Raw genomic sequence first — 14,090 nt, 5'->3', positions numbered from 1 at the left:
GGTTTCTCTTTGGGTCTTCTGTTGATATAGTCGAAGATAGTGCAAGATATTGTTTTTTTTTGCGATATTTGTTCTGAGACCGAATAATACTTATTTTTGTCCGGTAAATAATTTGAGCAGTGAGTATAAAGCAAGGTATAGTATCGGACATTAAGCGAGGGGATTTGCTTGCGTTCAAAGAATTCTTTGATGATTACTATATTATGTTGTGTGTATTTGCAGCCCGTTATTTGAAAGATGACGAACAATGCAAGGATGTGGCTCAGGAAGCTTTGATCGGGTATTGGGAGAGGCGAGAGGATTTTGATGATATTTATAAGGTGAAAGGATACCTTTATACTGTTACGCGGAATCACTGTTTAAATATCTTGCGTCACGAGAAAGTGAGTTTGAATTACCGGAAGATGTATGAGGAGGAATTAGAATCCGAGCGTGTTTTTGAAGAACAGGTTATCGAACAAGAAACTTATCTTTTGGTGCGAAATGCTGTGGATAAATTGCCGCCTCAAATGCGGAAGATTATCCGTTATTCTCTAGATGGAATGAGTAATCCGCAGATAGCAAAGGAGATGGGAATCGGAGAGGGCTCTGTAAAGTCGCTGAAACAAACGGCATACCGTAAATTAAGGGCGCAATTAAAAGGGCATTTTTATTTATTGTTATTTATTTGACGATTTTTTTTACTTTCTGACTATTCCTGTTTGAGGGTTCGCGTGTTATATGAGTAAAATAAGATAACAATGGAATCGTTCAAAAAGCATTTTAGGATAGCTGAGTTTTTGGCGGCATTTTTTACTGATGCTCCGACGGAACAGGACAAGAGGGATTATGAGGAATGGGAGAAAGAGCGGGAAAGCAATCGAGATTTAGCCAAGCATGTGTTGGATTTGAATAATTATATCCGGTTTGAATCTACGACAAGGCGGTTTGACCAACAAGAAGGCTGGAAGGTTTTTAAAGATCATTTGGCAAGAAAATCCAATATGCTTGCTGATAAAACAGGTATGATAAAGAAAAAGCCTTCTGGAAAAGTGTGGAATAGGTTCAAATATATAGCTGGATATGCGGCAGTGGGTATCATATTGATTATTTATGGTATTTTCTATTGGATAAACCAACCGGTCAAGGAAGAGCCGGGAGCTGTTTTCGCTTACCGGATTGAAGCCGGGACGACCGGAGCCCGTTTGACCATGGCAGACGGGAAGGTTATGGATATAGTGAAAGACCAGACCTTTTTATTGAAAGAGTCAGATGGAACTGTAATTATGGCGGATTCAACGGGAATAGGTTATCAGATCCACGAAGTTAAGAATGAAAAAGAAGTGCGGAATATGATTCAGACGTTGACTGGGATGGAGTACTCGTTGACTTTGTCGGATGGTACAAAAGTTTATTTGAATGCGGAATCGAAATTGAGTTTCCCGGTGAGTTTCAAGGGGGCGCAAAGAATCGTGGCGTTGTCCGGAGAGGCGTATTTTGATGTAGCCAAAGATGCCGAACATCCGTTCGTGATAGAAACTCGGGATTTGTCAGTTAAGGTGTTGGGAACTTCTTTTAATTTGCGGGCTTATGATGACGAAAAGGTGGTAACGACAACTTTGGCATCAGGGAAAGTGCAGGTTTTTGACGGTCGACAATTTGAAGATATTATTTCCGGGGAACAAGTCGTTTACGAAAAGGCGGCAAGAACCATGGTGGTGAATGAAGTAGATGTTGCACGTTATGTCGCGTGGCGAAGCGGTAGGTTTATTTTTAGGAACGAGCGTTTGGAGGATATAATGGCTTATTTGGCTCGATGGTATCATGTAAAATACCAATTTGTGGATGACGACGTGAAGAATATCAGAATCGGGGCTAAATTGAATCGGTATGACAACATGAATCCGATTATCGATATGTTGAAAATGAATTCGTTGATGGAGATAACCTTACGGGATAGTGTGTATTTGATTTCGAGTAAAAAATAAAAGATGCGTTTACGCTGGCAACATAAACGCATCAGAATCAATAAATAAGTGTTCTTTATTAATTGTTCAAAATTATGAAAAAAAAACGAGATTCTGGTTCCTTTTTTAACGGGAATTGGCGAAAAATTTTGTGGATTATGCAGTTAAAATTGTTTTTAGTGTTGTTTTCTTGTTTTCAAGTTACAGCGGCTGTGCATTCTCAAGGCAAGTTGCTGGATCTGCGTTTGGAAAACGCTTCCTTGGAGCAAGTGATTTGGAAATTGGAGGAAAAGACCGATTTCACGTTTATGTATTGGACAGACGAGATCAAGGATGTGAAAGTGTCTTTGGATATGCGACAGAAGACGGTGAATGAAATTCTGGATTATTGCTTGCGTAATACGAAGTTGAAGTACGAGATCAATGAAGAGACGGTGGTGATCTACCGGGTGAAGAATGGCGAGCCGGAAAAGAAGAAGGTTGTCATTACCGGTGTCGTGAAGGATCAGAACGGAGAGCCGTTGCCGGGAGTCACGATCGTGTTGAAGGGAACGACTATCGGGGTTTCCTCGGATGTCAACGGAAAATTCCGCTTGGAGTTGCCCGAGCAGGCGTCGATTGTTTTGGTCGCTTCTTTCGTGGGAATGCGCGAGGAGGAGGTGAAAGTCACGCCGGGAAAAGAGGTGAATATCGTGATGAAAGAAGAAGTTGAATCGATAGACGAAGTTGTAGTGAACGGTTATTTCACGCAAAACCGGAATAGTTACACGGGTGCGGTGACCTCGGTGAAAGGAGAGGATTTGTTGACCGTGTCGAAGACCAACGTGCTGAAGGCTTTGAGTTTCATGGTTCCCGGTTTGCGTATCGTGACGGATGACGTGAACGGTTCTAACCCGAACAAGATTCCCGAGATCATTCTTCGCGGTATGAATTCGCTCGATAGCGAAAAGATGGAGATGGGGTTGAATCGCCCGTTGATTATCATGGACGGGGTGGAGATCAGCATGGAGCGTTTGTACGATTTGGATATGTTCGATATCGAGCGTATTGATGTGCTGAAAGATGCTTCCGCCACGGCGATGTACGGGGAGAAGGCGGCTAACGGCGTGATCGTGGTCGAGAGAAAGCGCGTGACAGATAGTAAAGTGAGAGTGCGTTACAATTTTGTACCGAACATTGGTTTCCCGGATGTATCTTCTTTCAATCTTTGTTCCCCGTGGGAGAAGTTGGAACTGGAACGTTTGTACGGGAAATATGATAGCCCGACGGGAGAGTATGACGAGTTGTATAACGAAAAATTGAAGCGGGTTACTGCCGGAGTGAACACGGATTGGAAATCTATCCCGTTGCGCAATTCCTGGTCGCATGCCCACTCGTTGAGCATCACCGGGCGCGGTGGCGGCATGGATTACGGGATTACTGCCAATTTCTCGGATGACCGGGGTGTGATGAAAGGTGACTATCGCCGTAATTTGGGATTAGGTTTCTATTTCTCTTATCATTTGAATGATAAATTGACGGTTAGTCTCCGTACTGATTTTTCTAAGATGGCAACAAAGGATTCGCCTTATGGAAGTTATAGCGATTGGGTGACGATCAATCCTTATGATGCCCCCAAGGATGAGAACGGGGAGTGGGTGAAGGTGTTGTCGTATGACAAGATCAATCCACTTTGGAATGCCACTTTGAGCAGTTTCAGTAAAGCGGAAGAGAAAGGTTTTTCCAGTAGCTTGAGCATGAGGTGGGATATTTTGAAAGGATTTTATTTTACCGGTACTGCCGGATACAACATGAGTAACGGGCAGTCGGATGTGTATGTTTCACCGGATCACACCAAATTCCAAAGGGAGGAATACCCGGAAGACGAGAAAGGCAGTTACGATGTGTCAGGAAATAAAGGGACTGGATGGAGTTTGTCCGGGGTGTTGAATTACAGCCTTCCTTTGGATGAAGAGGGAACTTTGTTGAGCCTTCACGGGGGAGTTAACGTGTCGCAAAGTAAAGGAAATTCATTTAGTTTCCAGGCAGTCGGATTCTCGAAAGACCGTTTGGATGATTTGAACTTTTCACAGAAATTCCCGGAGGGTTCTCACGCGGGAGGTGGTGAATCGTATAGCGCCACGGTGGCTTATTTCGGGAATGTCAACTTTATTTTGAAAAATCGTTATTTTGTTGATTTTTCGTTCCGTACGTCAGGTAACTCCGTGATCTCCAAGGATCGTCGTTGGTCACCTTATTGGTCGGTCGGTTTTGGTTGGAATGTTCACAACGAACAGTTTATTGCGGACTTAGGCTGGGTGAAGAGTTTACGTATCAAGGGAAGCGTGGGGTATGTGGGAAGTAACAATTTCGGGGGAACGCTCGCGCAGACTACTTATAAATACAATGCGACATACGATAGTTATCTTGGGGCTTTACCTTCTGCCATGGGAAATGACAAGTTGAAATCACAGCGCACGTTGAAATGGAACGGTGGAGTTAATGTCGAATTGTTCGAGGGACGTTTGGGCGTGAATGTGGATTTTTACAAAGAGGCGTCGAAAGATTTGTTGATGGCGGTTTCGTTGCCCCCTTCAACGGGATATAATTCCGTTAATTATAATTTGGGAGAGAGTGTCAACCGCGGTTACGAACTTTCCATCTCGGGGCAGATTATTCATACGCGGGATTGGGGTTGGTCGATGAGTTTCGGCACGAGCCATACGGTCAACAAAATCAAAAAGATCAGTAATTCGTTGAAAAATATCAATGCCGAGAATCGTGACAAGTACAGTACATTCACGGCACCGAGGATCCAATTGGAAGAGGGTGAGTCTGCCACGGCAATTTATGCCGTCCGTTCGGCTGGTATAGACCCCGCTACCGGGAAAGAGATTTTTATCAAGAAGGACGGTTCTTACACGTTTACTTTTGATCCGCAGGATAAGGTGGCGTTGGGAAATACTATCCCGAAGTTGCACGGGACGATTTCCACCGGAGTCCGTTGGAAGAATCTTTCGGTATTTGCCGGATGCTCGGTAACCTTCGGGGGAGATATTTACAATGTCACTCGGGCAAATAAGGTCGAGAATATCAATGTAGAGGATAATGTGGACCGTCGGGCTTTCACGGAACGTTGGAAACAGATGGACGATTACGTGATGTATCCTAACGTGCAACGTCCCACGAGTGGTCACACGGAACGTTTCGTGGAGCGGAACAACGAGTTTTATCTTTCCTCACTCAGTGTATCCTATAACTTGGAAGGAGACTGGTTGAAAAAGATCGGTTTGAAACGTTTGGCGTTGGGTGTCGGTTTCAGCGATATACTTCGGGTCGGTACGGTGAAGTATGAACGGGGAACCAGCTATCCCTACATGAGAGGATACAATTTTACGATTAGTCCGACATTCTAAAAATTGAATACACGATGAAAAAATTAGCGATACTATGGATTTGGGCAGCACTCCTGTTGGGAGGGTGCGACGATTTTCTTACCTCGCGCGATAAGTCGACGGTATTGGAGAATAAATTGTTTACCAACCGGGAGGGCGTAGAAGATGCGTTGTACGGGATATATGCCGGGTTGGCGCAATCTACGGTGTATGGCGTGGATGTGCCTTTCTGGATGGATTTTTTGGCACAGTTTTACATTCCCGCTAACGCATCCTTGAACTCTATGCTGGAATATGAACATGATCGGGAGGAATGCAGGAGGGTTTACAATTCGATATGGCAGGGGATGTATCATTCGATCAGCGATATTAATAATTTCCTGTCGAATTTGGATGCTTACGAGGGTGAGCGTCTCCGGTTCGAGGATCTTTACCGGGGTGAGGCGTTGGGTTTGCGGGCTTACCTCCATTTCGATTTGCTTCGGATGTTTGCCCCGGTGAAATTGTCGGAGAGGGGAATCCCTTATGTCAAGCATTTCGGTCCTGATGTGACTTCATTCTTCACGGTGAAAGAGTGTTACGATCTTATTATCCAGGATTTGCTGGATGCCGAGAAATTGTTGCGGGAGGATGAAACGCTTTTGACGTGGCCGCGGGTGCGCTCGCATGAATTTATTATCTGTCGGAACCGTGAGGTACATTTCAACTGGTACGCGGTACAGGCGACTTTGGCCCGGGTGTATTACATGCGCGGGGAACCGGGCGATTTGGAGAAGGCGGGAGAGTATGCACGGGCATTGATTGAGTCGGAGAAGTTCCCCCTGGTGAGGGAGGTGAAAGATGTCACGTATATGATGGCGGGTGTAATTGCCGAAACGGAGGCAATTTGGGGATTGTCTACTAAGACATTGTATGACAAATTGTATCCCCGTTATATCGGGAGAGGTATGGATTCGTACGATCCGACTGCAAGCCAGATTGGACTTTATGCGTCGGTAGCGGGAGAGATGGATGCCCGGCGGGATTGGTTTGGCAATACGGTGGCAACCGGAGATTACACGAGAACGCTTAAATTGTTGGATCCCGTGGAGTTGGCAAATTCCTCAACGCCACCTGCCGGGTTGGAAGGGATAAATCAGATCCGCATTGCGGAGATGTATCTGATTGCGGCCGAGGCTGCTTTAGCTGCCAATCCTACAGCGGCACAGGGGTATCTTGATGACCTCGTGATTTCCCGTGGTTTGTCGAAATTCCCGGGCACGTTGACACTGGAAAATATTGACAAGGAGTGGAGAAAAGAGCTGGTGTGTGAAGGGCAGGTGTGGTTTCAGATGAAACATCGTTACCCGCAGACGGTGATCTCTGCATACGGACAGGAACTTACGATGAGCGAGAACATGTGGCAATTGCTTATCCCGGATGATGAGTTTGATTTTAGAGAGGATTTAAATTAAAGGGGCAAAATATATGAAAACAAGTATATTATTGAATCGATTTTTTAGGCTTTGTTGTACTATGCTGGTGATTTCCGCTTTTTTAGGCGGTTGTGACCGCGATTATTTGTGGTATGATACCGATCAAAAGGCCGGTGTGTATTTTTTAGGCTCATACGATACATTGGATATTCGCCCGTCATCGTTGGGTAATGAATGGTGCGAATACAGTGACCGTATTGATGTTCTCGGTTTCTCCGCGAATGTAGACCGCCATTTCAAGGTGGAACTGGTGGACTCTTTGAGCACGATACCTGCCGAGCGGTTGAGATTCGAGGACACGTGCTATATCCCGGCAGGGCAGACGTTCGGGATGTTGAATTTTTCCTATGCCTATTCGGAAACAGATACGGTGTCGGTTGTTTTTAAGCTCGTGGAGAACGAGCATTTCCAACCGGTGATCTCTTCGCAGGTATGCTATATTATCTATCCGTTTAAGTTGTATCAACCGATGTGGTGGAGCTGGAGCGGTTATATGTTCGGGACGGCATGGTCGCCTAAATATAACGAGCTGGTACTTCGTTTTTACCATCAGGTGGAAGAATTGGAACCTTACGTGTGGACAGAGTATTTTCTGCCGAATCTGGGGAAAAATATTGAAAAGATATGGAATTATGATTTTGCCGAGATGCAGGGGTGGTTCCGTTATTTTTGGAAAGAACCTTATAATACCATGCTTAAGCGATATGTGGCGCGTCCCTTGTATGACCATTTGAAAGCTCATCCGGAAGATGGGGATTACACGTTAATGCCGGATCCGTATTTATAATTAAATAAAGTGTATTATGAAAAAGAGATATATACGATTGTTGTTATGTTTGCTCGGGGTATCGTTGGGAATGGTTTCCTGTATTCATGACGATACGACCGGGTTCGTGAATGAAGTTTCCGACATCACGATTGCGAAGATGTCGGGCGATGGGATGAACGAAAGTGGGGATGCGGCGTTTGTGGAATTTATGAAACCGGTGCATTTCGAGGCTGAAGTATCACAGAGTTTGAAGGAATACGAGTTGGCGTATGAATGGCGCGTGGGATACATATCTGATTACAAAGACGGGAAGCCGGTGATCGATTCGATGCGTTTTGTTTCCACGGAACCGGCGCTTGAGTACGCGTTTAATCGCGTGGGTGAATTTCTGGTACGTTTGCGGGTCTATAACGAGTTCGGGAGTACCTTCCATTACGTGACAGTCACGGTGAAAGCCGGGATGGAAACCGGTTTGCTGGTGTTGAGTTCGGATGATGCCGGGAATGGGCGATTGTCGTTTTGTCCCGTGTTGAGCGATGCAAATGAATTGTTGCAGGCAAAGGCAGAGGACTTTAACGTGGATGTCTGGTCGATGATCAATCCGGATTTCGAGTTGCGGGATGCCTGGGATATTTGTTTGATGAATAGTGGAAACTATAAAGGAAGCGTGTTTGTGCTTTCGGAGTCTCAAAAATGCATTTACGAGTTGGAGAAAAACACGTTGATGGTGTTGCGTAAAATGGATTTGACTTTGTTGTTGGAATGGGATATACAACCGGTAGCCTTGTCCGTGTACAATACGAATTTGGGCGTCCTGTCCAAAGGCGGCCAGGTGGTGGGGTCTCAATTGACCGCTAATGGATTGGTAAATGATTCTTGGTGGGGAAAGGATATGAAAGCCACGAAGTTGTATCAGGCGGATTTCATTAATGCTGCGGAAGAGGCGACTATCATCTCGTTCCCGATGATTGCGGATAACGATCAGGAGAAGATGTTCCTTTATCAGGGGAGCAGTAAGGTGTATAATTCAGGGAATGAGTTTTCGGGACATCGGATCATCAATTACCTGTTAGTCGGGGAGCGGGTCAAACGGTTGGTTGTCGTGAGCGAATCGAAAAACAGTTCGGGTAAGGTGCGGATTACGGTTTTTAACCAGGTACCGGATCATTGGACGTTGGGAGAATTGTTCGCTAAAGAGAGCGAAAGTCAAGTTCGAGATTATAGTGTATCTTCCCCATTGACGTTGACCCCAGAGTCGCAGGTGTTGTATAACGGGTTGTGGAATGAAGTTTTTTACACCAGTGGTAACAAGGTGTATCGTTGGCGTTACACGGATGCATTGCCTGATGCTTCGGCGAGTGGCCGTAACGTGTTGACGATACCCGGGGAGGCGACTTGTATTGCACAAAGCCCGGATGGAGAATACTTGTACGTGGGGGGATACGATGCGGGAGCATCCGGATTGAAAGGGAACGTTTATGTTTACAAGACGCAAGATTTTTCGTTCGTGGCAAAGTTTGAAGGGGTGGCCGATAAGCCCTTGAAGTTGTTCTATAAAGATGTAAAATGATGACGAAAATTTATCTATTTCTTATGCTTGTTCTCCTGGGAATCCCGGGGGGACAAGCTGTTGCGGCCGATCAGATGACGGCGCCGGTGGCGGATACACTGAAAGCGGGAATGGCTTCACCGGATTTCAGATACCGGGATGTGAATGGCAAGGTGGTGACATTGAAGAGTTTGAAAGGAAAGTACGTGTATATTGATGTTTGGGCGACGTGGTGCGGCCCTTGTTGCGCGGAGATTCCCTATCTGAAAAAATTGGAACAGAAGTTACATGGCAAGAAGATCGTTTTCGTGAGCATGTCGGTGGATGAAAACCGGAGTGTATGGCAAAAATTTGTGAAAGAGCGAGAGATGGGAGGGGTGCAGTTGAATGCAGAGGGAAACGAGACCTTTATGGAGGCTTATCGTATCAAGGGAATTCCCCGTTTTATTTTGTTGGACAAGAAGGGGAAAATCGTGGATGCCGATATGACGCGTCCTTCCGATCCGAAAACGTTGGAACGATTGTTAAAATTGAAAGGAATATGAGAAAAAGTGTTGTTGTTGTGTTTTTTTTGATTGTCGGCAGTGTATTTGCCGGCAATCGTCGCCCTGTAAAAGTTGAAGGATGTGAATACGTGGTATTGGCAAGTCGCTCGGTGGAACAAGAGCAGGCTTGGAAAGAGGTGGTGGAAGTTTTACGGGAGTTGCACGCCGCGGAGGTAGTGTATTACGTCAAGGAGCCGCGGGAGGCATTGGAGGAATTGCGGCGTATACACCCCCGTTACGTGGCGGTAGTAGAAAAACCGGAGCGGATTACCCGGGATTATGTTATCGGGATGCACCGTTTGTCGCGGCAGATGACCCCCTCGATTTATGCCGATTTTATTTGGGGAATTATCACGGGGATCGATGCGGAGATGGCAATGAAATTGGTGACGAATGCCAAAGAGCCGCTCGAGATACATAACGGATTGGTGGCGCAAAAGAGAGTTGAATTGACAGAAGCGGATTGGGAGCGATTCGGGTACGTGAGTTGGGGAAAGTCAGGAATGAAAATGAATAGTTGCGACACGCTTGCCGTGGAGCATTGGGAGGCAGACAAGCAAACAGATAAGTTTAACGAACTTTACCGGAAGTTAGAGCCGGATTTCGTGTTGTGTGAGTCTTACGCACCTAATTATCAGTTGTTGATGCCGGATAATTCAAGCGTGCACGAGCGGATTTATGCTCAAAACGGAGTTTTTCGTCACGCGATGCAGGAGGTGAAGGTAGAAGATAATCGCGTTTCCCGGCGAGAAGTATTGAATCGGGAATTGGAGTGGTCGGGAAAGCCAAAAGTGTATATTGCCGCCGGGTGTTTCGGTTGTGATGTGGATCAGCCGGAAAAGAGTTGTGCTTTGGCGTGGATGGGAAGCCCGAATGTGACAGCCATGGTGGGGTATCCTGCTAACCAGATATTGTTGGGGCAAGCCGTGTGGGGCGGTTTGAAATTCTGGCACGCTACCCCCGGGCGTTATACGATGGCAGAAGCTTATTTTCTTGGACAACAGCATCTATTGCATACGTTGCAGGATTTCTCTCCCCGATTGCTGGAATCCAGTTATGATTTCACCCGGGATGCGATGACAAATTTGTCTGTTATAAGTGCCCAAATGGAAGGGGCAACAGCTAAACGTGTCGATGGAAATATTCTCGGATTTTGGCAGGAGCGGGATTTGTTGGCTTATTTCGGAGATCCGAAATGGGATGTCCGTTTCCGTCCGGGGGAAGAAACTTACACGGTGAAAATGGTGCACAAGGGGAAGAAGTGCGTGATTACCTTGGAAACGAAAGAGAATTTTTCGGTGGACCAGTTGGAAGGAGAGGGGATCCGGACGTTTGATAACCGAATACCCGGGGAACCGGCAACTGTTGGTAAGATACCATTCGGTTTTATTTTCCCGGAGCGATTGAAAAATCCTCGTTTGGCATCCAAGCAGGATTGGAAGGTGGCCGTGTCTGAAGATATGTTGTTGGTGTATGACGCTTGGTTTGAGCCAAGTAAAACGTATAAATTTGTGTTGCAGGAGGATTAAGATGAGAAGGTTTGTTTGTTTTGTTATTTTTTTCACTATTTGTGTCGTAGTTAAGGGACAGGAAGGCGTGAATTTTGAAATTCTCTCTTTCGATGAGGCTTTAGCAAAGGCAAGAGCAGAGAATAAGTTGCTTTTTGTGGATTGCTACACGACGTGGTGTGGACCTTGTAAGTTGATGTCTGAAAAGGTATTTTCTCAAAAGAAAGTGAGTGAGTTTTTTAACCCGAGGTTTGTTTCCGTGAAATTTGACATGGAAAAAGAGGAAGGAAAGAAATTTGCTCGGAATTATAATGTCGCTTCCTATCCCACGTTTTTTCTGATTCGGGCGGACGGGACGCTTCAGCATAAGATTTCCGGTGCTTACGAGGTAGATGAATTTATCCGATTGGTAAAAGAAGGGATAGAGGGGACCGAGTCATTGGGAAGCCGGGAGGAGAAATATCGTGCCGGCAATCGAGATAAAGCATTTTTGTACGGGTATCTTCAATTGTTGAACGAGTGTGGCGAAAGGTCGAAATTGCCGGTTGTGGCAGACGAATTGTTGAAAGTTGCGAGCGATGAAGAAAAGATATCTCAAGAATATTGGTTTATTTTTGCTAATTCGCAATTGAGTCCTTCTGATTCCAAGGCGTTTCAGTTTTTGAGGAATAAACGGGAAAGATTTTATGCAACTATTGGTCGGGAAAAGGTGGATAAGCGATTGGGAGAAGATCTTTGTAATGAGATTTTGGCTATAATGGGAGGTGAGATTATTAATGTTGGGATCAAGCGTTTAAAGGCAGTAGAGAAAGAGATTAAAAAAATGAAGTTGTTGAATGAGTGTCATTTATTGGCTGCTTTGAAAATCGCTGAGGCAGTGGGAAGCGATGATATAGATAAATTGTTGGATGTGTGCGAAAAAGAGATGCCTATTTTGCAAGATGATTCTCAGTTGGCTGTTTGGGTCGTTTTTCGTTTAGCCGGTCCTTTTTGCCAGTATCAAGATTGTCCTTTAGCTTCGGCTACTCCGGCTCAAAAGGCACGTTGGGAGAAGATTATTCAACTGGAGAGAGTGTGAGATTTATAAATAATTGTAGATAAGAGGTGTGTTGAAACGCACCTCTTATTTAATATCTATCGGGATTATGGGTTGTTGTTGCACGTTGTTTAGGGGAATGGCACGGTATTTTACGCGGGTGAAATTGATCTTGTTGAGGTCAATGCTACGGATTGCACTGTCGTGCATCGTGCGGTAGTAGATTACCCGGTTTGTCATGTCGGTTGCCGAAGTCCATTGTGTCGCACTAGGTATGTCGATGGGGGGAGTGTTCGGTGAATATTCAATCCCGATGGGAATGTCAAAATTGTTTAGGATTTGAAAGCATTGAAGAACGGTTTTCAAGCCAGTTTCTTGCTGCGGGGCGGTTGCTTGGTAAAAAGTGGCTCGTACGAAGCGGGAAGGGGGTGTGATATCACCCGGGATACCCAAGAATCCGCTACCGTTTCCGAAAGAGGAGAGTTTTATATCGTCCAGTTGTTGCGGGGAAGCCATGCCGGGGAAAAGGTTTACGTAGTTGTTAAGATTGGTCATTTGCCACTCGAATCCCGGCGAATTGGTCAGTACCCCGAGTTTATTTTCATAAAAGACGGGTTTCCCGTTGATGATCTCGAGAACTACTTGCCGTCCGGAAGGATCGGCAAAGCGCCAGTGTACTGTGGAGGCTTGCGGGACAATACCAACAACGTGAACTTTCCCGATGGCTTCTTTTACTTCATCGATGTTTTTGCAACTGCCCAATATCCATGGCACGAGTTGCAGGTCTGAGATGGTGTTCGCTTTTTGGGCGGGATTGTATTCCTCGTATTTCCCGTAATTGGGAAAGTAGAACAACCCGGCAGAAAGTCCGGTTTCGTTAAGACCTTCTGCCACGAATTCTTTTTGTTCCACGGAAATCCCGACGTATCCGTACTGGGGCGAGAATGGCATCCCGTTGGTCCCGTCCGGCGTGTAGGATTGTTGCTCGAAGCCTCGCGGCACGATCACGTATTGACTGTTCAGGTGGCTACCGCCCCATTCTATCGTACGAGCCACGATGCGGGAACCGTCTTTCGCTGTCAAAGATATTCCGGTGCAAGCATCCAAGGTTTGCGGTTGTAAATAGATGATAACGGAGAAGAATAGTGAAATTTGTAGTTTGTATTTCATAATGACAAATAATTAGGACTGGTTGTTTATGAATTTCGCTTTGTATTTGATAATACGGGAGGAGTGAATTTTTGTTTCAAGCGATTCGGTATAAGTTATGTATGTCTGTTCCGTTAAATGTAGCGTAAAAAAGCACCCCAAAAGTTTTGAGTCTAACTTTTGGGGTGCACTTCAAAATCGGTTATAAGATTTTTATTTGCTATATGAAGCGATACAGCTTTCACGTGTACCCGTGATGTCAAAAATGACTTGCAAGTGGAGAAGTTCGAATATTTTTAAAACTTCCGGTGAAAGATTGCAGAGTTTCAAGCCTGATCCCATGCTTTTAGCCGTTTTGAAAAGAGCGATAACGGTGCCGATACCGCTACTATCCACGAATTCGATGTGATTAAAGTCAAATATCATCCGGCAATTGGGATTATTTAAGTATGGTCTGAGGTTTGATTTCACTTCTTCAGCCAACGCTAACGTGAAGCGAGTCACTTCTTCCGTGAATTCGGCGAAGGTAATACCGTTTTGTTCTGTTACTTTGATTATCATGATTTTTAGTGTTTCTAATTTATTGGTTGTTTAGCAAAAGTAATCATTTCCGTTGATATTGCAAACAATATTATCAAGAGATTTTCGTGTTGTTCGGTGAGTACAGATATCGTGCCTCATACGAAATTCATACAAAATTTCTATGTCTTCATTTACTTATTCTCGGTCAGTCGTGGCC

Annotated in this window: 11 protein-coding genes; 9 read left to right on the top strand and 2 right to left on the bottom strand. The window is 45.2% G+C overall.

Translation table 11 applies throughout. The features are described from left to right. Window positions 1-119 precede the first annotated feature (119 nt). The 9 genes from BN8899_RS04560 (at window position 120) to BN8899_RS04520 (ending at window position 12,244) form a co-directional block, all read left to right on the top strand. A complete protein-coding gene (locus tag BN8899_RS04560) occupies window positions 120-671 on the top strand; it encodes an RNA polymerase sigma factor (RefSeq protein ID WP_065218499.1) in 552 nt (183 codons plus the stop codon). Between the two features lie 69 nt (window positions 672-740). Then, a complete protein-coding gene (locus BN8899_RS04555) occupies window positions 741-1,967 on the top strand; it encodes a FecR family protein (protein ID WP_018339674.1) in 1,227 nt (408 codons plus the stop codon). A 137-nt stretch (window positions 1,968-2,104) separates the two neighbouring features. Beyond that, entirely contained in the window at window positions 2,105-5,341 is a 3,237-nt protein-coding gene (locus BN8899_RS04550; protein ID WP_187376769.1) for a SusC/RagA family TonB-linked outer membrane protein, read from the top strand. Window positions 5,342-5,355: 14 nt separating this feature from the next. After that, on the top strand, window positions 5,356-6,774 hold the full coding sequence (locus tag BN8899_RS04545) for a RagB/SusD family nutrient uptake outer membrane protein (RefSeq protein WP_018339676.1): 1,419 nt from the start codon (window positions 5,356-5,358) through the stop codon (window positions 6,772-6,774). A 13-nt stretch (window positions 6,775-6,787) separates the two neighbouring features. Continuing rightward, window positions 6,788-7,582 carry a DUF4843 domain-containing protein gene (locus BN8899_RS04540; protein ID WP_082986902.1) on the top strand — a complete coding sequence of 265 codons (795 nt, stop codon included), beginning with the start codon at window positions 6,788-6,790 and terminating at the stop codon, window positions 7,580-7,582. Window positions 7,583-7,598: 16 nt separating this feature from the next. Beyond that, window positions 7,599-9,134 (top strand): PKD domain-containing protein, encoded by a 1,536-nt coding sequence (locus BN8899_RS04535; RefSeq protein WP_065218497.1) that lies wholly within the window; start codon window positions 7,599-7,601, stop codon window positions 9,132-9,134. Further along, window positions 9,131-9,658 (top strand): TlpA family protein disulfide reductase, encoded by a 528-nt coding sequence (locus BN8899_RS04530; RefSeq protein ID WP_148375273.1) that lies wholly within the window; start codon window positions 9,131-9,133, stop codon window positions 9,656-9,658. Before BN8899_RS04535 ends, BN8899_RS04530 begins: the two co-directional genes overlap by 4 nt. Further along, window positions 9,655-11,187 carry a hypothetical protein gene (locus tag BN8899_RS04525; protein ID WP_065218496.1) on the top strand — a complete coding sequence of 511 codons (1,533 nt, stop codon included), beginning with the start codon at window positions 9,655-9,657 and terminating at the stop codon, window positions 11,185-11,187. Before BN8899_RS04530 ends, BN8899_RS04525 begins: the two co-directional genes overlap by 4 nt. Window position 11,188: 1 nt before the next feature. Then, entirely contained in the window at window positions 11,189-12,244 is a 1,056-nt protein-coding gene (locus BN8899_RS04520; RefSeq protein ID WP_065218495.1) for a thioredoxin family protein, read from the top strand. Window positions 12,245-12,289: 45 nt separating this feature from the next. Here BN8899_RS04520 and BN8899_RS04515 read toward each other — a convergent pair whose 3' ends face one another. Continuing rightward, complete coding sequence (locus tag BN8899_RS04515) at window positions 12,290-13,372, bottom strand: linear amide C-N hydrolase (RefSeq protein ID WP_065218494.1); 1,083 nt, start codon at window positions 13,370-13,372, stop codon at window positions 12,290-12,292. A gap of 192 nt (window positions 13,373-13,564) precedes the next feature. Next, complete coding sequence (locus tag BN8899_RS04510; protein WP_065218493.1) at window positions 13,565-13,912, bottom strand: STAS domain-containing protein; 348 nt, start codon at window positions 13,910-13,912, stop codon at window positions 13,565-13,567. Window positions 13,913-14,090 lie beyond the last annotated feature (178 nt).

Origin of the sequence: Butyricimonas sp. Marseille-P2440 (assembly GCF_900091675.1) — a bacterium.
GTDB lineage: Bacteria > Bacteroidota > Bacteroidia > Bacteroidales > Marinifilaceae > Butyricimonas > Butyricimonas synergistica.
The sequence above is the reverse complement of the archived record's forward strand: the minus strand, read 5'-3'. Positions and strand labels throughout refer to the sequence as shown.